We start from the raw sequence: 22645 nt of genomic DNA, 5'->3' as shown, positions 1-22645 counted from the left end.
TGCCGCAAATGATATCCTCTATAAAATCGTATAGGATATAGGATTGCATTGGCCGGAGCATCGTGTTAGCAACTCAATGTGTCAAGAGGCAATACATGCAGGCCATGAACTTACCCAGTCTAGACGAAGCGAACCTCGCCGGCGGGCGTATCCAGCGCTCCAGCAGCCTGGTTGAGGACGTCTACGAAGCGATCTTTGCGCAACTCATGTCCCTGAAGATTGCGCCGGGCTCGCGCATCACCGTCGACAGCCTGGTCAAGGAATTCAAGGTATCCCACACGCCGATCCGCGAGGCGCTCGGCCGGCTCGAAGGCGAAGGCCTGGTGCTGAAGACGCATCTGATCGGTTACCGCGCTGCGCCGCAGATTACGAAACGACGGTTCGATGAACTCTACGAGCTTCGCCTGCTGCTCGAGCCTCATGGTGCAGCCAAGGCAGCGGTGCTCATGGACGAGGTAAAGCTCGCACAGCTTCAGACATCGGCCGGCGTCATGGCGCGCCGTGAGGGCAAGGACGAGCGCCTGCGGTATTCCAACTTCGCCCGCCAGGATGCCATTTTCCATGACAAGGTCATGGAATTCGCCAACAACGAACTCGTGCGCGAGACACTGGCGCACCAGCATACCCACTTCCACATATTCCGCCTGATGTTCCATTCGCGCGTCACCGAGGAGGCGCTTGACGAGCATGAGGCCATCCTGGCCGCTTTCGCTGCGGCCGATCCTGCCGCTGCCGAGCAGGCGATGCGTCGCCATATCGAGCATTCCCGCGACCGTTTGTTGCTGGCGTTCGACTGAGACTGTCCCGATGTCTACCCGCCGTTGACGGTCATCACGCAGGCCAGTGCCAACGAAGACTACTTCCCCGATTCACCCTTCTAGAAACTCAAACCTACCAGGCGAGTACAGGTCTCGCCCGGCCGTTGTCACAGGAAAGGAAGTACCATGCCAGGCAAAAAGATCCTGATGCTGACCGGTGAATTCACCGAGGAATACGAAATCTTCGTCTACCAGCAGGCGATGGAAGCGGTGGGCCACAGCGTCCACGTCGTGTGCCCAGACAAAAGCGCCGGAGACCTGATCAAAACATCGCTGCACGATTTCGAGGGCGATCAGACCTACACCGAAAAGCTCGGCCACTATGCGCTGATCAACAAGACCTTTTCCGACGCTGAGAAGCAGCTGGATCAATATCACGCTGTTTACTGCGCCGGCGGGCGTGGCCCCGAATACATCCGCACCGACAAGCGCGTACAGGCGATGGTGCGCCACTTCCACGAAACCAAGAAGCCGATCTTCACGATCTGCCACGGCGTGCAGATCCTGATTGCGGTGGACGGCGTCGTGCGTGGCAAGAAGGTCGGTGCACTGGCGGCTTGCGAGCCCGAAGTGACGCTTGCCGGCGGCACCTATATCGACCTGTCTCCAACGGAGGCATATGTGGATGGCACGATGGTTTCGGCAAAGGGCTGGACGGCGCTTGCAGCGTTCATCCGCGAATGCCTGAAGGTGCTGGGAACGGAGATCCGCCACGCGTAGACCTTTGCTCCGACGCATCCAAAAGGGTGCGTCGGTCCTTGCTGCAGCCTCGGTAGCTTCTGCCGATAGTCTCCCGAGCTGATAAGCTTCCGGAAGGCACGTCCCTTAGGTAGCGCGGCCATAACGGTCCCCTCGGCCCTGCGCAACTTTGTCGGTAGTCAAAGGGTGAGGGAAACCAAACTCGCTTACGAGTGATCGGACAACTCGTGTGCTACCTAATCCGGACAACTCATCTGCTTACGACGCTACGAAGTCGCACCGCTGTCGGAAGTCGCACCGCTTGAGTACCCGACGTTGCTGCTCTATATGATGCGTGATGATTGATGCGCACCAGGAGGGCGACATGAGAACCACACTGGCGATCGATGACGATGTCCTGGTCGCGGCCAAGGCCATCGCCCGGCAGCAGGATCGCAGCCTCGGCGAGGTCATCACCGATCTCGCCCGGCGCTCGCTGCGCCGGCCTCAAGCCGGCGGCGAGCGCAACGGGATTCCTCTACTGTCGCCTCGGCCGGATGCACCTCCTGTCACGCTTGAGACGGTCAATGCCCTGCGAGACGAACTGCCTTGACGTTCCTGCTCGATGTCAATGTGCTGATCGCACTGATCGATCCTGGCCACGTCGCCCATGACGACGCGCATGACTGGTTCGAACAGGCCGGCAACGCCGCATGGGCTACGTGTCCCATCACCGAAAACGGCGTCCTGCGCATCGTCGGCAACCAAAGATATCCCAATTCTCCCGGCTCGCCCGCCGTCGTTGCGCAAATCGTTGCCAAGTTGCGGGCTCTGCACGGGCACAGCTTCTGGCCCGACGATGTGAGCCTGGTTGGCTCCGGCGACATCGATGCTGCGAAAATCCTGACCTCGGCACAGGTCACCGATACCTATCTTCTTGCGCTCGCCAAGGCGCATGGCGGCCAACTAGCCAGCTTTGACCGCAAGCTGTCGGGGGCGGCGGTAAAGGGCGGGAAGTCAGCACTGCACCTGATTCCCACAAGGTAGACCCCCGGGCTCTTTTTGTCTGTTCTGCATCGCCGAACCGCGCAGTTTGAGATAGGCGTAGCCGCGCAGCACCATCAGGCCGGTGCGCTCAGCCGCAATGCGCTACCGTTCGTCCAAGGCCACGAGTGTCTGAACATGCCGCCCCTCTTCGATGGTTCGTCCTCCAGCTTCCAGTCAAGGTCGGACTTGAACCGTTGCGCGGCTGCCTGCGACTGGTACAATGCGTCGGCTTACCAAGCGAAGCTGTTGTTTCTTAGCAACGAATGTTTGCTGGGTGATCCATTGCAAGACATCGGTGCTCAGGGGGGCGCTGGCGGTGTAGTCGCCAACACTTTCGAGACTGGCGCCAGACAGACGCGCCGCACGTTCGTGTCCCACCTTACAACCTCCAGGACCTCGCGACATCGAGCCTATCCGGAGTAGTTCTACCCGCTGGTCGAAGATAAGCCGTTTCCGACCTTCGGCCTGCCGCGGGACGTGTTCATCTCGATGGCTGGCGCGGCCGAGTTCACGCTCGGATTCGGGTTGGAGATGCTCCTCCGGGCACCTCAGCTTCTTGGCCTTGACCACCCTCGGTCCAACGTTGAAGCTGCAAGAGGCAGAAATTCGCTGTTTAGCGATTCTTGCCAGGATTCCCCAGGCCCGCGGCCCATCTGGACAGATCGACCTCGGCCGCGATGCCCTGTCAACTGAAACGGTTGACGCGGAAGGTTGCAAGCATTGGGTGCGGATTGCCGGAGGCGATTTCTTTGGCAAGCAATTCGCCGACGATCAGTCCAAGCGTGGCGCCGCTGTGGCTAAAGGCGACGTGAAGCCCGGCAACGGTTTCGACTGAGCCAAGCACCGGCTCGCCGTCGCCGGGGATAGGCTTCGGGCCGACGGCATAGGCAGCGAGTTGGAGCCGCGGATTACCGTCGAGCACGGCACTAGCCTCGTCGAGCAGTCCTTTGATGGTCTTGTCGTGCACGGTGTAGGTTCCGCCCGGGTTGATCACGACTTCTTCCTCCGACCACGCCGAATCCAAAACAAGTGCGCCATCCGGCGTCGGGCGCACCGCCACGCGCGGCGTATTCAGCACGGCACGGAGCTCGGTCTTGATCGGCTTGGTCTTCAAAAGAAGTGAAATCGGCGTGGCGTCGGGGACATGGACGCCGATCTCCGCAAGCATGACAGGCGTCGCAGGCCCAACGGCAAGGACCATTGCATCCGCCTTTATCGGCGCACCATCGGCAGTGACGACGCCACGCGCGCGACCACTTGTGGCATCTATCCGCACGCGTCCAGCGCCCTGGATAAGCTTGCCGCCGCGGGAGCGGAATTCATTGAGTAGCAGATCGATCAAGGAGGGCAGGTCGACCCATCCTTCGCCAGGATTGAAGATTGCGCCCTGCGGGGTGATTGCATTGGCATTGACGCCGGGCGTCATTGCGCCAACTTCGGCAGGGCCGAGCAGAAGCGCGTCATAACCAATTTCCTGCTCCAGCTGGCAAATGGACGCGATCTGGTTCGCCTCATCATCCGCATCCCAGGTGAGGCCGCCGTCAAAGCGAAGCCACGACGCGGTTTCCGGCCTTGTGGCCGCCAGGGTCCGATAGCGGTCGATGCCTGCAAGCCTCAAGCGGTGATAGGCAGTGTCGGCACGTCGCGCTGAGTTCAGCCAGGAAAGTGAACGGCCGGATGCACCGTTGGCCGGCGCGCCGTCATTGACAATGGTTACATCAAAGCCAAGACGAGCGAGGTGCAGCGCGGAAGAGGTGCCGAAGATGCCTGCGCCGACAACGACGACTTGGCGCGGTTTTGCAGATGCAGTCATCGAGAAATCCTTCTACGCAGAAGCCGGGCTGGGAGTTGTTGGATCGCTGCAGAGCGCGGCGGAACTAGTAGTCCGTTAGCTTCTTCATGTAGCGCCGGCCATCGAGCATCGGCCGGCCACGCAGGCCGGCCAGCTCATAGGCAAAACGCCATAGAGTGTCGAAGAAGACCAAGGGCACGAGATAGGGTTTGATGTCATCGGACATACCGCTGAGGTCGAGTTCCGCTCCATCTAGCACCAGGATGTTTTCCCGGCTTCCATGTTTGAAAAGGAAGTCGCGGGCGCGTTCGGAAAGGCTCCGCGTCTCGTCCAAACCCAGCAAGACCACGAAGCAAGCATCCCGGTCCACCACCTCAAATGGGCCGTGAAAGAACTCGTTGGCGTGTATGGCCTGCGAGTCGTACCACTGCATCTCCATCAACACGCAGATGGCGTACGAATAGGCCGCACCATAGCTGGCACCGCTGGCCAGTGTGTAGATCGCATTGCGCGGCGCGAAACGGGGGGCGAAGGCCTGAAACCGGTCGGCATAGGTCCGGTGCGCACGCTCTATCGCCGGCTGAAGATGGCTCAGGCTCATCAGCAGATCGGCAGTTAGCCCGGCATCCTCCCGAGCATCGATCAGGCCGGCGAGCAACATATAGAGCACGCCGTAGTTACTGCAGGCTGAATCGATTGCTTTGCCCGTCGTGTAGGAGGCCTGGTAGGCGACTGCGTGGTCGACCGCCTGCGCGAGGGGCGATATCTGGTCGAGCGTCATGCCGATTGTCGTTGCGCCTCGATTCTTTGCATGATTGGCCGCTCGCACAGTTTCGTGGGTGGTGCCGGTCTGCGAGCAAAGGACAACGAGCGCGTCAGGTCCCAACCGTCGCGGGTCTCGGCAGACGAACTCATCCGCGTTGTAGATGTCGCAGGCGAATGTGCCGCTGTGACGGTCGACGAAGTATTTACCTGACATCATGATCGAGAGCGAGCCGCCGCACGCCACGAGGAATAGGTGCGAAAACCGCCTGCCCGCCGTAGCGGTCAGGGCGCGTTCCACGTCGGCGGGCAGGGCGGAAATCATGTGCTTCCTCTTCTCGTTGGCAGAGCTGCGGGCCGGCGCACAATTGACAGGTGGCAGCCATTGTGCGAACGTTATCACATCCTTTAAACTGAAAGTCCTGCAATGGTCAAGATTGCCGCGATAGGCGATAACGTGGTCGATTGTTATCTTGCTCGCGGCGAGATGTATCCTGGCGGAAATTGCCTCAATGTCTCGGTCTATGTCAGCCGCTTCGGTGGGCGATCGGCCTATGTCGGAGCGATCGGCAAAGACCGGGCGGGGGACCTGATCCGCACTGCACTGGCGTCGGAGCGCGTGGACGTCACCCGATTACGGCGCCTCGAGGGGCCGACCGCTTACTGCTTCATAGGTCACCGCAACGCCGATCGGATTTTCCTGGACTTCGATCTAGGCGTTTCGGTGTTTACGCCGACGCAAGAAGATCTGGATTTTCTCTCGGGCTTTCAGGCCGTCCACATCGGCCAGTCCAGCGGGTTAGACCCGTGGGTTGCCGCTGTATCGAGTAAGTCACTGTTGTCTTACGACTTTTCTACGCGGCGGGAACCGGGACATCGACGCGAGATTGGGCCCTATTGCTATCTGGCTTCCGTCTCGGGTGACGGTCTCGACGACAACGAATTGGCCGCAATCGCAGCCGAACTCCTTGGATGTGGTTCAAAGTGGGTTCTTGTGACTCGCGGTCGAGCTGGCGCGGTGCTTCACGCCGACACCGTCTCTTACCGCACCCAGGCGCGGCTGGTCGAACCGGTCGACACCCTGGGCGCGGGCGACACCTTCATCGCCAGAACGCTATTCGGCCTGCTTAAGGAAGAGGCGCCTCAAGACATTCTCGGCCATGCCGCGGAGGCCGCGGCCGCTACCTGCCGGTACTACGGGGCGATCGGCCATGCGACAGCAATCGAGTTAGGAAAGATGACGCCGGAGATCCTTCGCGGAGCTCGGCACGCTCAAGACTGGAAAACCGTCTAGCAGCGAAATTCTCCGAAACAATTGACGCGAGAAATGGACAATGCTAGAGGAAATGATAACGTTCTCACCTATCTGGCCAAAACGCCACCTAAGAGCGTTTTGATGGATGAGACGTCGAGTGGGATCGCAGGGCCGAGTTCGGCCAATCGTAAGAGGAGAAGACATGCACACGAATTCGAGCAGGCGCCAACTTGTGAAATCCGGTCTGGCGCTGACGATCGCGCTGTTGACAGGACTTGGCACGTTGGCCTCGTCAACGCAGGCAAACGCGGCCGACAACCCCTACAACCTCATCGACCCGACGGTGATCAGCGTCGGAACCATGGGCGATGCGAAACCCTATGTCTTCACCGACGCCAACGGTAACTTCACTGGCTTCGACGCTGAACTCTTCCGCGATGTGGCGCGCCGGCTCGGGTTCAAGGAGGAACAGGTCGTTTTCACCGGCCAGGAATTCTCGGCGCTGCTGCCGTCGGTTGCCAACGGCCGGTTCGACGTCGCTGTCGCCGCCATCGGCACGACCGCGGAGCGCAAGAAGACCGTGGATTTTGGCGACGGCTATCTCGCCGGCTACCTGTCGATCATTTCGGCTGATCCGGCACTGACGAGCAATGAGAGCACCGCCGGAAAGCGCATCGGCGTGATCCAGGGAACGCTGCAGGAAATCTATGCCGAGAAGAATCTGAAGGGCGACATTGTCAAATTCCCCGACAACAACACTGCGGTGGCGGCGCTGAATAACGGGACGATCGATGGCCATTTCACTGACTATGAGTCGGCCAAGCAGTATGTGGAGCGCTACAAGAACCTGAAGATAACAATGAATGTGCCGTCCTTCGATGCGCCGGCCGGGTTCGTGGTCAAGAAAGGCAACGATGCCTTCCGCGAGGCGCTCAACAAGGCGCTGCGCCAGGCCATGGACGATGGCACCTGGAAACGGCTGCATGAGAAGTGGTTCCCGGGCACTCCGATGCCGGATCAATATCTGCCCAAGAAGTAAATTCGCGCGTATTCATTTTCGTTTCCGGCCGGGCCCGTGAGCAACGGTGCCCGGCCGAGTTATAGATGGACTTGATATGAGCTGGTTCGATACCTTCGCCCGCAGCTTCCTTGATTTCCAGGCGATGGCAGAAGTTCTGCCAAACATGGTGATGGTCGGCCTCAAGAACACTTTGATCCTGGCCCTTGCCTCGACGTTTTTCGGGACGCTGATCGGTATCGTCCTCGCAGTCATGGGGATTTCAGAGAACCGGCCGCTGAAACTCCTTGCCCGAGTCTACACCGATATCTTCCGCGGGCTTCCTGCTATTGTCACGATCCTGATCATTGGCCAAGGCTTCGCGCGGTTGGGCCGAGATCTGTTCGGTCCATCGCCTTATCCGCTGGGCATTCTGGCGCTCAGCCTGATCGCCGGCGCCTATATCGGAGAGATTTTCCGCGCCGGCATCCAGAGCGTCGAGCGTGGTCAGATCGACGCCACCCGCACTCTCGGTATGACGTATGGCCAAGGCATGCGCCTGGTGGTGATCCCGCAAGGCATCCGCCGCGTCCTGCCTGCACTGGTCAACCAGTTCATTGGCAACGTCAAAGACTCCAGCCTGGTCTATTTCCTTGGTCTGCTCGCCTCCGAACGCGAACTGTTCCGCGTTGGCCAGGACCAGGCCGTGCTGACCGGCAACCTGTCGCCGCTGTTGCTGGCCGGCGTGTTCTATCTCGTGATCACGGTGCCGCTGACCCACCTCGTCAATTACATCGACACGCGCATGCGCGTCGGCAAACGTATCACCGCTGTGCAGAGCGGCCTCAAGGAAGTCGCCGAGCTTGCCGAAGCCGGCGTGCCGGGCGCAGCGAAGTCGCCCGCAGCGGCGCCCACCCGCTTCAAGGGCGGCGGCATCGAGGTCAAGAACATCGACATGGCCTACGGCGCCGTCCAGGTGCTCCATGACGTCAGTCTGAAAGTCGAGCCCGGGACCGTCACCTGCCTCGTCGGTCCGTCCGGCTCGGGCAAGTCGACCTTGCTGCGTTGCCTCAACCGCCTCGTAGAGTGTCGAGCCGGTGACATTCTGCTCGATGGCGAAAGCATCTACAAACAGACCTCTGACCAACTCCGCCGGCGCGTCGGCATGGTTTTCCAGCAGTTCAATCTGTTTCCCGACCGCAGCGCCCTCGCCAACATCACCCTGGCGCTGCGCAAAGTAAAACGCATGTCGCGCGAGGAGGCTGAGGGGGCGGCCTTAGCGAGGCTGCATGAAGTCGGACTGCTGGAGCGCAAAGACCATCGGCCGGCCAATCTCTCGGGCGGGCAACAGCAGCGGGTAGCCATCGCGCGCGCCCTGGCCCTCGAACCCGAAATCATGCTGTTCGACGAAGTCACCAGTGCCCTCGATCCGGAATTGGTCAAAGGTGTCTTGAACTTGATGGCCGACCTCGGACGGGGCGGGATGACGATGGTGGTCGTTACGCACGAGATGAACTTCGCTCGCAAGGTCGCGAACCAGGTCGTATTCATGGACGAGGGGCGGATAGTCGAGGCAGGCCGACCAGAGGATCTATTCGACAATCCGCAAAGCCCGCGTCTTCGGCGCTTTCTGTCAGAGGTGCTGTGATTGCAATGGTGTGCGCAACGGCGGCTGTTGCGGTGTTCGGCCTTGCGGGGCGGGATTAACTGCCGCTAGGTCGCCGTCACGCGTGCGCATGGGCGGCGGGGTTTGCCGAGTGACTCAAGAATCGTCGAAAAACGCAACTATCATAGAGGTCGCTCGCCGGGCCGGGGTGAGCTCCGCCACCGCGGGGCGTGTACTTGGTGACTACGGCTACAGCAGTCCTGAGGTTCGGGAGAAGGTGCGCGCGGCGGCAGCTGCGCTGGGCTATCGCCCCAATCGCCTGGCCAAAGGCCTGATCACCGGTAAGACGCAGACTATCGGAGTTGTGGTTGGCGACATCGAAAGCCCATTCTACGCCAGCGTGCTGCGCGGAATAGGGGATGTCGCGCGCGGTGGCGGCTTCGGGGTTATCGTTACGAATAGTGACGAAAATGCCGAACTCGAGCAAGAGGCGGTGCAACTGCTGCTGGAAAAGCAGGTCGACGGTTTAATTGTCTCATCGACCTTCGTGGACGAGCCGGATCACCTTCATGAAGCAGTCGCGGCTCGCTGTCCCGTCGTGCAGTTCGACCGCATGGTGGCGGGCCTGGAAACCGATTCAGTCGTGGTCGACAACGTTTCTGTAACGCATAGCAGCATCGCGGCGATGATAGCGGCCGGACACAGCCGCATCGGAATATTGGCGGAACTCGGGCCGGGCCAACGCGACGATGTTGGCTCGTTTGTGGCAAACGTTGATCTCTCCAGCGCTGATCTTCGCTACCATCATCCAAGCTGGCAGAGGCTATTGGGTTATCTCGAAGCCCATCGCGCCGCGGGCATTACGCCGGATCCGCAATTGATCCGTCGCGTGGCGCTCTATTCTAGCGAGGCAGCCCGCAAGGAGGCGCTCGATCTGCTGACAATGCGCAATGCACCGTCCGCTCTGTTTACGGCCGATGGTGTGATGTCGACAGGGGTTCTGGAGGCCATTTCCGCATTGAAGCTTGCGATTCCAGGAGACGTTTCGCTGCTCTGCTTCGACGATCTCGACTGGATGCAGTTCGTGGCCCAGGGTATCACAGCCATCGCGCAGCCGGCACATTTGATTGGAGCGGCGGCAGCGGAGCTTCTCTTGAAGAGGCTGGCGGAGGCCACGTTACCTTTCGAGCACCGTGTCCTTGCGGCCCGCTTGGTGGAGCGCAATTCAATTGCGGTTTATCTCACCCGCGAGCCCGTCTGATCCGGCCGCAACGGTCTATAGCTGGGGCTGAATTGCAGCCCCTCTCTATATCGAGGTCGATGCCATACAGGGATATTGACCTGCCGTATGTTTCTTCGCTTGCCTACACGCCATCGGCCATCGGCCATCTGCGGCTCGGCTCGGCTGAATGACAGCCCACCGCGGAACGCTGGATTTCAAAGAGGAATGTGTTCGGCGTGGTTCGGCCGACTATGTCCAGGATCACGGTTTTGATCCGCTATTGCGTGCAACAGTCCTAGCATGCTGCCGGGCGCAGGCCCCTTCAGGAATTTGAGTAGTCCTGAAACGCTGGTTCGCGCCGCCTCATCCAATAGGAGTATGCTCGCCGATGGCCCAAAGGAGATCTCGTGCAACCAGGGCCATTTGCATGCTCCAAGATGCGTTCTGCTCGGGCGCCAACGACAAGGATGGGGCTACAAGATGCCGTACCCATTCAGGTTTTCCCTTCCCCGAGAATGTGTCGAAGAAAGGTGTTTCGGGACGCCTGGCTCAGCTTCTTAAAAGGCATTCTAGTGGATCGAGAGCTATCCGCCGACTCCGCCCGTCGGAGAAAGGGATGATAGACTGTGCCGCGTTCGTCTTGGATGCGATGGGAATACGGCATGTACACAACCATCAATACCCTCGTGCGAACGATCAACGGCGGACGGCAGGTCTCGTGATACAGCGGATGGTTCGTCTACAGGACGAGAGGACGTTTTGGGGCCGATATCGACGACCATGATCTCCGGCGACACGCCGAAGCGCACCGGCAGCCATGATACGCCCAAACCCCCGGATACGATCATGTGCCTCCCACCCTCGACGACATGCCCATAAGCGAAGCGCTGTCCGTAGGCTGAATTGATGATGGGGGGCCAACGAATGGCAAGCGCACCTGTCCGCCATGTGTATGGCCGCATAACGTCAGGCTGACACGGTCAGGGACAGTAATGAAGATGTCCGGTTCATGCGCAAGGAGCAATATCGGATTGCCGTCGTTGGGTATTCCGGCCATTGTTCCAGGCAGATCGTCGACGCCCTTGTACACGCCGCGAGAAAACTGCATGGCCCACTGGTCGCCAAGACCCGCGAGCCAGAATGCTGGGCCATCCTGCTGACGGATAAGCGTGGCGGTGTTCTCGAGGACCGGAATGCCATTGTCGACGAGGGCTGCGCGGACACTATCGACACCGTGCCACCAGTCGTGGTTGCCGAGAATGGCGTGGCAGCCGAGTGGCGCCGAAAGTTTCGAAAGAGAATTCCCCCAAACAGTGTCGGGCACGATCCCGGTGGCATAGCCTGGCAGCACGCCCATCACGTAGTCGCCAAGGAGAAGGATGATGTCGGGCTGCAAGCTATTCGAAACACCAACGATCTCGTCGATCCTGGAAACCGGCATCCAAGGCTCGCAGGCATGGATGTCAGCGACCACGACGATGCGCAGGGGCTTGGCAGTGGTCGGCCAGCGCGGCGGAAGGAGCTTGTAGTGCGTGACACTCAGTCGAAACCGAGGCTCAATCGCGATGGCATAACTCGCCAGACCGAATGCCGCGAGCGACACGGCGCCAAAGAGCTTCAGGAATGAGCGCCGCGACGTCAGCACTTGTGTTTTCCAGCAGAACTAGGTTGGTACTAGAGATCGCTACGCATTCAGCTGCGGCAGCCTGGACCACATCAACCGCGTGAGAGGCCTCGCTGGTCAATAGTTTCCCAAATTGGCGTCACCTGCAAGCATTGGTCTTTATTGCGCAGGGAAGGGAGCTCGGGCTAGGACCAGTCAACTGCTCCGAATTGCCACTGATCTCGGGCGGATGGTGCAGTTCCATTCCGGATGAATGCGTCGCCTTTAGATGGCGAGCGCCTCCATCTCGACATCGTTCATTTGATCCCGTTTTTCGTCGGCCGCGGAATCGACCGCGCGCCCGCTTCGGGTCCGCTTGGTTGTCGTGACTGCGATCAGCTCGACCAGGGCCACGCGATTGAGGAGGCGCCGTCCGCGCCAGCTTTGCGTGATGCGGCAGAACAGGGGTGTTCGATGTTGCGCCACGTCGACGTGCCCGTCGGATGGTGATGCAATGTGGAGCGCAAGGCCTGTCTCGCGAGTGAGTTGTTGCAGTTCGACCTTCCACAACCGGCTATGGTCATCCAGCTTCGAGCCGACCGCTTCCCGCCTTTGACCTATCGCCTCGACAAGATTGCGGCGCTCTCGAGTTGAAGCCGGAGGGCGAACTTTCGTCGGCTGCAAACCGGCTTCTTACCGCTCTCGCAGTGTTTCCTGCTTGTATCGCATCATTGGCGAGAGAAAGTAGCTGATGATGCTGCGCATGCCAGTCTGGGATGTTCATTCGGACCCGAAGCTTGGTAACTCCAGTCTCCTCGGTTCGGTCCGAATGGACAACCTGCGCAAAGCTCACAACTAGAGCGGTTCCATCCCGATGGCATCGGGATGGAACCCCATCTCTTTTGCTTGAGCAGATCATCGCCGAAAACCGGGCTCCCGCCTTTGGTACGCTGACTTCGGTTCGGCACCATGGCTTTGAGGTGCTGTTCATCCAGTCCTTATTTGGCCATGGCAGCCCCGCGTAGTCCTTCAGGTCACATAGAACGAGGCTGCGCTGAGCGACAGATGTGGGGAAAGGCTGGCGAACTGTATTTGAGATGCGCCGCCGGCCCCGTCACTGTCGAAAGAGAGCGCCCCGGTTGCACTGTCGTAGATGATGTGATCGGAGCTGTCATGCGCGGCTGCACCAATAAAGAAAGCTTTGGATGGAAGCCCTCCCGGCTGAAGCCCGGCAAAAACGGTATCGCTGAGATGGAACGTATCCTGGGAGCGCTTGAAGTCGGTGATCTTGTCGACATTACCGGCTCCAAGAGCAGTATTGAACGAGAAGGCATCGTGGCCTCCGTAGCCGGTCAAGACGTCGGCGCCGAGGCCGCCGTTAATGACATTGTTGCCGGCATTGCCCTGGATGGTCTGGGCGAACTCGTTGCCGGCGAGGGTCATTGCTTTCGTCCCTGACGCGTTATTGGTAGCGAGGAGCTCGATCTCCGAGCCGGCGGAAAGCGCATAGCTCACCGAGGCGAGCACACTGTCGTTGCCGCCGCCCACCGCCTCAACCACCTTCTCGTTGGCATTATCGACATAATAGGTGTCGTTGCCGCCATAGCCAATCATCGTGTGGCCGCTGGTTCCGTGTAATACATCGGCGTCGCTGGTGCCGTACAAGGTGCCATCGCTGGTGCTGCCGGAAGAAGGAACCGTCCCGGTGCCAGACACGGGCTCGGTCCCGGTCGAGCCAGTGATTGGGGGAGTGACGTTAGCACCCGTCACCGTGTCACCGCTGCCTGCCTTCTGGTAAAGCTGAATCTGATCGACTTGCATCTGCATCGACGAAGGAGTCGAACCATCCAGAGCCGTATGCCATCCGGTCACGTTCGAATTCGCGACCCCATTGTTCATGATCAATTCCATCGGTTCATCCGGGATCGGCGCCTGTGCGCTGGTCACTTGCGCCATCTGATGCCCGTCGAGATACCAGGTGATCGATTGACCGGGCACCCAGTTGATGCCGTACGTGTGGAAGCCGGCCGTGAGGTCGGTCCCCGTATCAATGCTGTTTCCTACCCACCCTGACGGCGAGTGGAGGTGCCAGGAGAACATCTGGTCCGCCGGCCCCGAACCGGTAAATCCGCCCTCCTGCATGTCGATCTCGAAATTGTCGCCGCTGCTGCCGGCGCCATGGCCGGGCAACAGCCAAAGGGCCGGCCATGCGCCATCGCCGCTTGGCGCCTTCATGCTGATCTGAAGGTAGCCGCCATTGAATTCGAAGTTGCCGTAGCTGCTGACCGCGCCGGACGTGACCGGGTATGTCTGTGTGGTCCCCTGATTTATGCCGCTGATGGGCTGCTTGATCGCCGTGAGATCCAAGGCCCCGTTGCTCACGGAGACTTGGCTCGGCACATCGTAGTCGGCATAATATTGCGAGCCTGCGTTGCTTCCTCCTGATCCATTGCTATTCCATGGCCAGCCATTGGCGGCATTGCTGGTGATGTAGGTATGCCAGTCGCTGTCGAGCGCCGTACCGGAGAAGTTTTCCTCGAAGACGAGATCGCTAGAGGCAAAGCCTGCGGGGGCGGAAAGAGTCATTCAGTGATCCTCTTAGGTGTTGAAAACAGGGAATTCCACTGCCGCGCATCGCCAAGGCGCGCGGCAGATCGCATGCTCGCAGTTGGGCACTGCGAACGGAGTTTCAAAGTAGCGGAGATTTGGAAGTCCTCGCCCAGACATTATTGTCGAGCAAGCTGAACGTTGAACTCGCCATCCGAAGACGAATTTTGTCGAGGGTGCTGCCGCGCACGCAAGCTGTTCGGCGGTTCCAGCCGCAGCCAAATTGAAGTCGAGCGCAGCTCTTCCGGCACCGCCGAGCTGTTTAGTAAAAACACGGTGTATCCTTGGTTAGTTGTGTATTTTTGTTGTAATTACGCCTGCGACATAAGTAAAACGCAGGCATTTCTGCTCGTTGGACTTATCCCGCTTACCGTCTTATACTATCGGGAAGTGATTAATCCGAGGACGATGTATCGAGCTAACACGAGCTTACTGCCATTTGCGGCGAGAATGAGGCTCAGTGAGAACTTATTAACACATTCTAATGTAGGACGTGTGTCGAACGGCCGCACCGAAGCGCCCTTCCGGACGTCCTACCAAAACCGTGTCCGTCGGCTGAAATGTTGCGCCGGTTTGAGCGCATGTGTTCGCGGGGTCGTTCGCATGTGAGGTCGTCGACAAGGATGGCCGGGATGTCTTCCGAGTTGCGTGGCGGACGAGCCGTCGAACCTATGGCTGGCGCTGCCGCTGCGAAGTTCGACCGTGCCGTTTGCGCGGCCGATGCAGTCTCTACACGTATTGCTGAGGGATCTCGCCAGCGCCACGGCGGCGATGTCCCACATGATCCGCCTTCAATGATCGAAGGTGAGAGCTGGCCCTGCTATCGAGTGCAGGCCCTACAGCGCCGACAGGCCGTTCAATCGAAACGCCAGCGTGCCTGCATGTAACGCGCCGAACCTGCAACCGCATCCAGGGGAAGTGCGATCGCTTAAGCGGCTTGTTGAAGTGGCTGATACTTGACCCCTATGGCGCGGCGCGTTCTCGCCGCGTGGCGCCTGCCGCGAGTCTGAACCGCACAGCCAGTGGCCAAAGCTCCACCTGGGGCACAGTCGATTAGCGTGCTCTTTTGCTGCATGGTCGTCTATGCAGGTTGACCGTCGTTCAGAACGTAAAGCCGACAATGCGGCATCGCTTGTCCCTGATCGGCGAAAATTTCTGCCAGTCAGCCTCGCTGTGGAACGAGAGGAGTTGGATTCCCATGAGCTACCTCAGATGGGCCGCGTGCCTTACGGGACCTCCCCGGAAGCTTCGCCGCCGGCGGCTTGACGCCATCGAGAGTGTCGTTACATTTGTAATGGCTAGGTTTTGCTTTTATCCGGTTGCGCCACTGAGATGCGCGGTTCGCATGTAGCGTGTAGCCCCGAGGCAACGGAGGAACCCTGAGCGACCTCAAGACCGGTGCGGCTGCCTAACATTCGTCCATTCCCGAAATGTGAAGTGCGATCGACAGGACGACTTAGAATCCCCTTCTGGACCTGGCCTTGTGGCCATGCAGCGACCTCGATCGCTGGTCGATTTCAAGCCAAAAGAAACTATTAGTAACACCGAAATATTTGAAGAGGCAACTTAATCTGGCTCAACCACAAAAGGTGGCAGAGATGATGTCAAGTAATGACCTCTATACCGGAATAGATTATGCCGCTGCTAATCCGACTTGGCATGACGAAGATGGCGGTGTTAAGGCCGCGAACATCGCCAAGATCGTGCGCGCCAACGACATCAGTTGCCAGAAAATCGTCGATACAGGTTGTGGGACGGGAGGCGTTCTGGATGCTCTTCTTCGGCATGATATCTTCCGTGATTCAACAGCCATCGGCTACGATATCGCTCCCTACGCTATAAATTTGGCCAAACACCGAGAAAAAAACAACCTCAAATTTCACTGCGGCGACTTCTTTCAGACCGGCGAGAATTGCGATCTTCTTTTGTGCATCGATGTTTTCGAGCACGTTGATGATTATATTGGCTTCCTTCGAAGACTAAGAGGACGATCAAGGTACTATGCGTTCCATATTCCACTTGACATGAATGTCATCGGACTTCTACGTGGTCAGCATCTTAAGCAACGCAAGGAGGTTGGTCACCTGCATTACTTTGATCAGGCAACGGCGCTAGCGACTCTGCGCGACACATATTTTAAAATTATTGACGCACAGTACACTAGGACCGCGGAAGATATTCTGCAGATCCATCCCGAATGGAGAACCACTACAGCCATCCTCGGTAATGCCGCCCGAGGCATTGTCCGGACTATGGCCGGAGAGGACCTGTCGGTGCGCTTACTCGGCGGCGCCTCGCTGATCGTCCTCACGAGCTGAGGTGGTGTTCGTGCGCGTCGAGCGCGAACCGACCTTTGTGTGCTGGAGGCTCACGAAGGTGAAAGTTGCAGTGCCCGGGAAGTGTCAAAACGCTGTCACCCGCAGGGCTGGGCAAATCTCCCATATCTTTAACGTCGATCTCCGTCCAGCGAGAAGCTTCGAAACCTGATTCCGAGCTGCTTGAGCTGCCCTACCCCGGGAACCTCTGCCGCCGGGTGCACGAGCCCCAGGATGGAGTCGGATCGGAAGGGTAGGGGGACGTGCAGGGCCTCTCCTGCCCGGAGCATGCAACTGACAAGCTGCGAGGGCACCGGGACGGCACGCAGTGTTCTGCCTTGTGACGCGGCGATCTCGTTCATGAGCCGTCGGAACGGCACCGGTTCGGGGTTGGCCAGCCCTACCGGTTCCGGCAGGGGCATGTCCGACTCGGCAATACGCACCATGGCGGCTGCCATGTCTGCCTCATGCACGGTGAACTGATGGGAGCGCGCCCCGATGAGAGGTGTAACCGGCAGTTTGGTGAGTTTGCGCAGCGCGCCGGCCATCCCGGCCCAACCGGGGCCGTAAACCAGTCCGAGGCGGGTGGAGACGCCTCCCAGACTGCTGGCTGTGCGCTCACACGCCAGCTTGGCCTGGCCGTACAACTGTCGGGTTCCCTTGTAAGCGGACATCGAGGAGATGAAAATGACCCGGCGAACCCCTGCGTCGGCGGCATTGCGGAGGAGGTGCTGCGAGCCGGACACATTGACACCCCATACATCGCCGGCTTTGATGAGACTCAGGTCCCATGCACTATGTATGAGCACATCTAGGTCGCTGAATGCGGGCCCCGACGGCGGGCGCTTAATCTCATATGGGCGCCATTCGGCGACGCCGGCCATTGCGGCGGCAGATGCGGAGGTCGCCCGGTTCGGGCGGGCGAACGCGATGACCTCATGCCCTTGCTGGGCGAAGGTAGCACGCAGGATGGACCCGACATACCCAGTCGCTCCGGTGATGCCGACCCGCATTGATGCTCACCCCGTCAGTTCCATCGCCTCGCAGGCGATGCGATGAGAATTGGCCATCACAGTCAGCGTAAAGGTAGTCGCCGGAACATTTGGGAAAACCGAACCGTCGATAAGATGAATCCGGTCCCAACGCGCCAGCCGCCCGACGCGGTCTGTCGTCGCACTCCGGGCGTCCCGCTCACTAGCGTGGGGAAAGCTGCCGCCAAAGTGGTAGCTCTTGGCCCCACCCGACCACAGCATTTGCGACGTGACCGGCCACAAATCAAGGTAAGGTGCTGCCCTATAGATGCGCTTTATTACGTCAGGCAGCGTCGGAGGCACGTCTTTGCCCCTGACCCTGGTCTCGCTGAACCCCTCGGAAGTAAGGGTAATCCGGGGTAGCTCATCAGGAGCTGCGGGCACCTGGGCTGTGATCCGTATCTTGGGTGACGCCCAGGATGGCAAATAGCCGAGGCCTACCGTCAATCGGCTCAGCAGCCGATCTGTCGCGAAGGCGGCGGCGGGATGTTGGAGGAAGCCGGGCAGCGCATCGTAGTATGCGTGGTTGAACGGGTAAAAGTGAACCTGTGAGACGTCGAAGCCTTCGTCGTCCCGGCCGATGACCATGTTGAACTGGTTGAGTGTGAACTCGCGCCTTGTACGTGGGTCGGGAGTCGGCTTCACGGACATCATTGGAAGAACGAACTGAGCCGATTCCGAAAGATGGACCGGCTGGTCCGATCCGAGCGAGCCCAGGATCAGCCGAGTGGTGCCGATAGCTCCGCAACCCACGAAGACCCGGTCGGCTGCGAATCGCTGGATCCGGCCGCTGGATAGCTCCCGAGCCTCCACGATTGCCATGTCGGCCTCCTGGCCGACTCGAACCGCGAGCAGCCCGCTGTGGTAGTCAATCCTCCCGCTGCGCCTGAAGCGGTCGAAGCTGTGCGAGGCCGAGTAGATCAGCGACCGCGGGCACCCAGTCATGCACAGGCCGCAGGGCTGGCATTCGGGCGCCGAGAAGGCGAGCCGCGCGCGCCCCATGGTTATTCCGGTGGAGCGTACACGATCGCGGTGCCGGTCGTAGTTGGCCAGCACCATCTGCGTCCGCGGTGCCAGCGGCGGAAGCGGGTGCGGAGATCCGATGAGCGGAAACCACTCATCGAGATCGTCGGACTCTCCGGCGAACGGAATGTGACCAAGGATCGTCCGATAGTGCTCTTCCATATCCGAGAAACCGAACGGCCATCTCTTGAATGTGGCAGCGCTGAAGGGCATGATCTGGGCCCCCCAGACGTTGCTGAACCCTCCGTAGGCGCATGAGATCACAGCAGAGTTGACTCTACCCTGGGAGTGGACTCCGTCGAGTTGGCCCTTGTTGACAAACGGGAAATCGGATCCGTAGCTTCTCTTTTCAGGGAGCGAATCCGACTGTACGCGCTTGGGTTGCAATCCGATCCGGCGGACGTCCTCCTCATCCCAGTCGCCGACACGCAGCTTGGACAGCCTGGAGATTACCTCTTGCGTCTGGACGTCCAGCACGGTGCCCGGATCGAACACAGTTATCTTCTCGTCAGACTTCCCGGACAGCGCCAACACGGCGGCGGCTGCAGCCGGACCCGAACCAATGATTATCGAAGAAGGCATTCACTTCTCTCGCCCATTGGCTCGCGCGGCTGTGTTAAATACCTGCCTGGTGGCCTGTCGGCGCTGCCGGCGCAATCGCCGCGCCCGCTCGACATGACCGGCGGCGTGGCCTGCCGCGGCCAGACCTATGCCAATGATTATGGCCGAGGACCGGACCAGCCCGTGGGGGTCACCCTTGGCGGCTTGCCAAATCCCTCGCGGTACGCCCTTGGTCAGCGCGTACCAGACGAAGCGGGTTTCCGCACCCAGAGTTGCGGCGTCGCCCATCTGGGCAAGAGCCTCGATCTTCCCCTTGTTGACGAAGAAGCAGCGGCGCCAGAAGTACTTCCAACTCGGCCGTGAGGCGGGTACAAAGTGGCGGACGGTCGCTGCCGGTTCGTAGATGACAGCCTCACTACCCTTGATCTGCGCCACGCGGTGGCACATGTCCATGTCGTCGTGATTGTCGGAGTGGAACCCTCCCACCTGCTCAAGGAGGGTTCGCCGCACCGACATGTTGGCACCTATAAGATGAGCCAAGGGGCCTCGGCTTGTCGGAAGACCGTCATAAGCGCATCCGAACACCCAGTCGAACTGCACGGGAAACCAGGCCGGGCGGCTAGACTCGAAAACCGGTAGGGGGCGCCCGCCGACGGCGCCGATGCGCTCATCCTGATACGGGTCTGTGAGAATCCCGAGCCAGTCCTTGTCGGCCGCTGCATCGTCATCCAAGAACGCCAGAATGTCTCCCGCAGCTGTCTCGGCTGCCGTGTTTCGGGCCGACCCCAGGTGCCCGTCGTACTTGTTCTGGATCACCCGTATCGGAGGGGTGGATGCGGCGAAGCCAGCCCAGTACGCGGCACAACGGTGAAACAGGATTTCATTGTGGTCGATGCATACGATGATCTCGCAGGGTTGCAAGGTCTGCTCCTGAACCGAGGCCACCGACTGAAGCATCAGCTCCCATCTGTCCTCGGTGTAGGCACAGATAATCACCGAGATCGTGGGGGGGCGCGGGACCTGCCGGCGTTCGCTGGTGACGCCATGCTCGGTCTGCCCGGTTTTCGATCCAGGCTGACCGGTTGTGGCAACGCCAACGTCATTACCGCGGCGGGCGAAACCGATACTTAGGTTCCGGACGTGGCCCCGCTGGCCAACGCCAATCGGCGTACAGGATTGCGCAAGCATCAGAATACGCATCTAGGAATTCTCCCGACTTGAGCTGCCAATGTCTGCCCCAAGCTCTTCGATAGAAGGTGCGATAAAGCCAGACTTCCACGCGCTGGATTCGGCTTACCCGGAAGCCGGCTCTCAGCATAAAGAAACCACGAGGGCCCAGGTTTGCGCCACAGAGGCTCGAGGCGGCCGCCGACGCCAAGCACGCGCGGGTCGGCGTAGGGCATCAGCAACTCGTCCAGCCAGCGCTCATCGGCGATCGCATCGTCATCGAGAAACGCCACGACCGGCGCGGGCGCCAATCCGGCTCCCGTCGTGCGACCGCCGCACAGTCCACGCACGTTGGTATTAGGTGTGACGACGACACCCTCGATCTCGCGCCGGGCGCGCTCCAAGAGCGCCTCATCGTTGTCGACGACGAGGACGATCTCGCGGGCCGGGCAGGTCTGGCGGCGCACCGACGCGATGGCCGCGTTCAAATCGTCCCAGCGATCGAGTGTGTTGGCGCAGATCACGACGGAGGCTTCGGTCATGGCAACTGCCGGCTGGTTTCTGAGGCCGGGCTGGTTTCGCGTGTCTGCGTCGCCCGAGCCGTGGCGGCTTTGAGGATGTTCCAGAGCGGACCTCCGTCGTTGTGAATATCGAACTTGTCATATTCGTCGACGGGATAGCGTCCGTTGTCCTGCCGCGACACCAGCCGCCACACCATCCAGCCGGCGCAGTTGCGCTCGCGCGTCAGCGTGTCGAGCCACATCGCGTAAGCCTGGGCAAAGTTCTGATTGGAGCGGGCATAGCCGAACTCCTCCAGAAGCACCGGCTTGCCGGCGCGAACTGCCAACCGGCAGAACTCGGTGATCAAGCTGTCGAACTGCTGGACGGTGAGCTTGTAGTAGAGCGGGTAGCCGTGCCAGGTCCCGAAATCGAGAGTCGGGATCGTCAGATCCGATAGCTTCGACTCGACGTTAGCGTGCCCTGAGGTGACGAGATGGTTCGGATCGAGCGACTTCACGTAAGCCGTCATTTCGGTGGTCCAAGCCAATCGTAAGGCCTCCGGCTGCGCATTGCCTTCGTTCATTAGCTCCCAGGCCATGATGGTCGGATCATCCCGGTAGGCGAGCCCGGTGAGCGGGTTGACTCGCTGCACGACGTGGCTGACCCAGGTCCTGTAGTCGCGCTTCGTGCGCGGATCCTGGAAGAAAAACTCCGACTTCTCTTTGCTGAGGTCGGTGTCGTACTGGCTCTGCACGCCTGGGGCGTCCCGGCTCCCATACCAGGCCCGCATCTGCTGGGCGCCGCCTGTGAAGGCCCAGAAATCCAGGACGGCGATGATCAGCCTCAGGCGTCGCTTGCCGGCCTCGGCGATGAGGAAATCAACCTTCTGCATGCCGTCGGCGCCGTCATTGATCGCCATCCTGTTTTGGCTCGGGTCCCAGTAGAGCAGGTACGTGCCCTTGACCGCGAGATTGCTGGCTTCGCCTTCAAGCCGCCAATCCCAGATCGTAGGCTTGCTTCCGTCGAGCGACCCGATCACCGGCTGGAGGAAGGTGCGGACCACATTGGCGCCCATCGCCACCGCGTCATCGAGAACGCGGGTGACCTCATCCGGCGACCCGTAGGTCAGATAGTGGTTGTTTACGCCGGTCACGAAGAACGGCTTGCCGTCCAAGGTGAAGTTCGTTTCGGAAGTCTTGATGAAGGACGTTGCCGACGGGTCATCCGCGGCGCTCACGACTGCTGGAACGGACAGCAACGCGCACACCAGCACCCGCAGTCCGGCATTGCGCAGCCTATTTTTCACTCGTTGCCAGCCAACAATCACCCGGGCATGTGGCTCTCGCCGGGCGCCGAGTGCAACAGCCCCGAAGGATTACCTCCTCTGACCTCGCACAGCCCGGGCGTCGTTCGGGCATAGTGGTGCTTGGCCGATTCCGGTCGCTCGAGTATGGACCCGTGCTGTCAGACATCGCTCCCAACCAAGAGTTCGGCTCCTCTTATTGGCGAGTCCCCGCGGTAGTAATAGGTGGGAAATATTCTCGCGCTGTGACACGCGCCATCGCTTTCCATCTACCTCCCTGGCCCGCGGGCCCGCGGCGGAGTCTTGGTAAGGCGGATCGCCGCAGGCGGTTCTCGTCAAGCTGTGAGCCGGCGTCCT

At 60.1% G+C, this 22645-nt stretch carries 18 protein-coding genes and 1 pseudogene; 9 read left to right on the top strand and 10 right to left on the bottom strand.

The window, feature by feature from the left end; translation table 11 throughout:
* Positions 1-95: 95 nt before the first annotated feature.
* The 4 genes from NKI29_RS07895 (at position 96) to NKI29_RS07880 (ending at position 2543) form a co-directional block, all read left to right on the top strand.
* Positions 96-797 carry a GntR family transcriptional regulator gene (locus NKI29_RS07895; RefSeq protein WP_352795797.1) on the top strand — a complete coding sequence of 234 codons (702 nt, stop codon included), beginning with the start codon at positions 96-98 and terminating at the stop codon, positions 795-797.
* A gap of 147 nt (positions 798-944) precedes the next feature.
* Positions 945-1538: a DJ-1/PfpI family protein gene (locus NKI29_RS07890; protein WP_352795796.1), complete on the top strand. Its 594-nt coding sequence runs from the start codon at positions 945-947 to the stop codon at positions 1536-1538.
* Between the two features lie 343 nt (positions 1539-1881).
* Entirely contained in the window at positions 1882-2109 is a 228-nt protein-coding gene (locus NKI29_RS07885; RefSeq protein WP_023679266.1) for a hypothetical protein, read from the top strand.
* On the top strand, positions 2106-2543 hold the full coding sequence (locus NKI29_RS07880) for a TA system VapC family ribonuclease toxin (RefSeq protein ID WP_352698766.1): 438 nt from the start codon (positions 2106-2108) through the stop codon (positions 2541-2543). Before NKI29_RS07885 ends, NKI29_RS07880 begins: the two co-directional genes overlap by 4 nt.
* 685 nt (positions 2544-3228) lie before the next feature.
* Here NKI29_RS07880 and NKI29_RS07875 read toward each other — a convergent pair.
* Positions 3229-4356: an NAD(P)/FAD-dependent oxidoreductase gene (locus tag NKI29_RS07875; RefSeq protein WP_352795795.1), complete on the bottom strand. Its 1128-nt coding sequence runs from the start codon at positions 4354-4356 to the stop codon at positions 3229-3231.
* A 64-nt stretch (positions 4357-4420) separates the two neighbouring features.
* Positions 4421-5422 (bottom strand): SIS domain-containing protein, encoded by a 1002-nt coding sequence (locus tag NKI29_RS07870; protein ID WP_352795794.1) that lies wholly within the window; start codon positions 5420-5422, stop codon positions 4421-4423.
* Positions 5423-5524: 102 nt separating this feature from the next.
* Between NKI29_RS07870 and NKI29_RS07865 the strand changes: the two genes are divergently transcribed.
* The 4 genes from NKI29_RS07865 (at position 5525) to NKI29_RS07850 (ending at position 10216) form a co-directional block, all read left to right on the top strand.
* The gene (locus tag NKI29_RS07865; protein WP_352795792.1) at positions 5525-6391 is read left to right on the top strand and encodes a PfkB family carbohydrate kinase; all 867 of its coding nucleotides are present in this window, start codon (positions 5525-5527) and stop codon (positions 6389-6391) included.
* Between the two features lie 163 nt (positions 6392-6554).
* Positions 6555-7391, top strand: coding sequence for an ABC transporter substrate-binding protein (locus NKI29_RS07860; RefSeq protein WP_352637498.1), 837 nt, complete (start codon positions 6555-6557; stop codon positions 7389-7391).
* A 76-nt stretch (positions 7392-7467) separates the two neighbouring features.
* Complete coding sequence (locus tag NKI29_RS07855) at positions 7468-8997, top strand: amino acid ABC transporter permease/ATP-binding protein (protein WP_352795790.1); 1530 nt, start codon at positions 7468-7470, stop codon at positions 8995-8997.
* Between the two features lie 109 nt (positions 8998-9106).
* On the top strand, positions 9107-10216 hold the full coding sequence (locus NKI29_RS07850) for a LacI family DNA-binding transcriptional regulator (protein WP_352795788.1): 1110 nt from the start codon (positions 9107-9109) through the stop codon (positions 10214-10216).
* Positions 10217-10941: 725 nt separating this feature from the next.
* On the opposite strand, the pseudogene NKI29_RS07845 reads toward NKI29_RS07850, so the two are convergent.
* From NKI29_RS07845 to NKI29_RS07835, 3 genes and pseudogenes are all read right to left on the bottom strand, one after another.
* Positions 10942-11819, bottom strand: a pseudogene (locus NKI29_RS07845) (metallophosphoesterase); the annotation flags it as partial.
* A gap of 246 nt (positions 11820-12065) precedes the next feature.
* Positions 12066-12464, bottom strand: a complete 399-nt coding sequence (locus NKI29_RS07840; RefSeq protein WP_352795785.1) for an ISAzo13-like element transposase-related protein — start codon at positions 12462-12464, stop codon at positions 12066-12068.
* A gap of 345 nt (positions 12465-12809) precedes the next feature.
* Positions 12810-14366: a family 16 glycosylhydrolase gene (locus NKI29_RS07835; protein WP_352454197.1), complete on the bottom strand. Its 1557-nt coding sequence runs from the start codon at positions 14364-14366 to the stop codon at positions 12810-12812.
* Positions 14367-15985: 1619 nt separating this feature from the next.
* Between NKI29_RS07835 and NKI29_RS07830 the strand changes: the two genes are divergently transcribed.
* Positions 15986-16705 (top strand): class I SAM-dependent methyltransferase, encoded by a 720-nt coding sequence (locus tag NKI29_RS07830; RefSeq protein ID WP_352795783.1) that lies wholly within the window; start codon positions 15986-15988, stop codon positions 16703-16705.
* A gap of 128 nt (positions 16706-16833) precedes the next feature.
* On the opposite strand, the gene NKI29_RS07825 is transcribed toward NKI29_RS07830, so the two are convergent.
* The 5 genes from NKI29_RS07825 to NKI29_RS07805 are packed head-to-tail and all read right to left on the bottom strand — an operon-like array spanning position 16834 to position 22312.
* Positions 16834-17715, bottom strand: a complete 882-nt coding sequence (locus NKI29_RS07825) for an NAD-dependent epimerase/dehydratase family protein (RefSeq protein ID WP_352795781.1) — start codon at positions 17713-17715, stop codon at positions 16834-16836.
* Positions 17716-17721: 6 nt separating this feature from the next.
* Positions 17722-19338, bottom strand: a complete 1617-nt coding sequence (locus NKI29_RS07820) for a Rossmann-fold NAD(P)-binding domain-containing protein (RefSeq protein WP_352795780.1) — start codon at positions 19336-19338, stop codon at positions 17722-17724.
* A complete protein-coding gene (locus NKI29_RS07815) occupies positions 19339-20517 on the bottom strand; it encodes a glycosyltransferase family 2 protein (RefSeq protein WP_352569947.1) in 1179 nt (392 codons plus the stop codon). It lies immediately after the preceding gene.
* On the bottom strand, positions 20505-21026 hold the full coding sequence (locus tag NKI29_RS07810; protein ID WP_352569946.1) for a glycosyltransferase family 2 protein: 522 nt from the start codon (positions 21024-21026) through the stop codon (positions 20505-20507). Before NKI29_RS07810 ends, NKI29_RS07815 begins: the two co-directional genes overlap by 13 nt.
* A complete protein-coding gene (locus tag NKI29_RS07805; RefSeq protein WP_502896647.1) occupies positions 21023-22312 on the bottom strand; it encodes a glycoside hydrolase 5 family protein in 1290 nt (429 codons plus the stop codon). The genes NKI29_RS07810 and NKI29_RS07805 overlap by 4 nt, the downstream gene beginning before the upstream one ends.
* Positions 22313-22645: the final 333 nt, after the last annotated feature.

The sequence above is a fragment of the Mesorhizobium sp. M0678 genome, assembly GCF_040320505.1.
In the GTDB taxonomy this organism is placed as follows: Bacteria; Pseudomonadota; Alphaproteobacteria; order Rhizobiales; family Rhizobiaceae; genus Mesorhizobium.
This window is presented reverse-complemented; position numbering and strand designations above follow the sequence as displayed.

Excerpts from the sequence above, each read along its gene's own strand:
- NKI29_RS07835 (WP_352454197.1), bottom strand. The coding sequence starts at position 14,366 with ATGACTCTTTCCGCCCCCGCAGGCTTTGCCTCTAGCGATCTCGTCTTC.
- NKI29_RS07870 (WP_352795794.1), bottom strand. The coding sequence starts at position 5,422 with ATGATTTCCGCCCTGCCCGCCGACGTGGAACGCGCCCTGACCGCTACG.
- NKI29_RS07865 (WP_352795792.1), top strand. The coding sequence starts at position 5,525 with ATGGTCAAGATTGCCGCGATAGGCGATAACGTGGTCGATTGTTATCTT.
- NKI29_RS07875 (WP_352795795.1), bottom strand. The coding sequence starts at position 4,356 with ATGACTGCATCTGCAAAACCGCGCCAAGTCGTCGTTGTCGGCGCAGGC.
- NKI29_RS07885 (WP_023679266.1), top strand. The coding sequence starts at position 1,882 with ATGAGAACCACACTGGCGATCGATGACGATGTCCTGGTCGCGGCCAAG.
- NKI29_RS07830 (WP_352795783.1), top strand. The coding sequence starts at position 15,986 with ATGATGTCAAGTAATGACCTCTATACCGGAATAGATTATGCCGCTGCT.
- NKI29_RS07860 (WP_352637498.1), top strand. The coding sequence starts at position 6,555 with ATGCACACGAATTCGAGCAGGCGCCAACTTGTGAAATCCGGTCTGGCG.
- NKI29_RS07815 (WP_352569947.1), bottom strand. The coding sequence starts at position 20,517 with ATGCGTATTCTGATGCTTGCGCAATCCTGTACGCCGATTGGCGTTGGC.
- NKI29_RS07820 (WP_352795780.1), bottom strand. The coding sequence starts at position 19,338 with ATGCCTTCTTCGATAATCATTGGTTCGGGTCCGGCTGCAGCCGCCGCC.
- NKI29_RS07825 (WP_352795781.1), bottom strand. The coding sequence starts at position 17,715 with ATGCGGGTCGGCATCACCGGAGCGACTGGGTATGTCGGGTCCATCCTG.
- NKI29_RS07890 (WP_352795796.1), top strand. The coding sequence starts at position 945 with ATGCCAGGCAAAAAGATCCTGATGCTGACCGGTGAATTCACCGAGGAA.
- NKI29_RS07895 (WP_352795797.1), top strand. The coding sequence starts at position 96 with ATGCAGGCCATGAACTTACCCAGTCTAGACGAAGCGAACCTCGCCGGC.
- NKI29_RS07855 (WP_352795790.1), top strand. The coding sequence starts at position 7,468 with ATGAGCTGGTTCGATACCTTCGCCCGCAGCTTCCTTGATTTCCAGGCG.
- NKI29_RS07810 (WP_352569946.1), bottom strand. The coding sequence starts at position 21,026 with ATGACCGAAGCCTCCGTCGTGATCTGCGCCAACACACTCGATCGCTGG.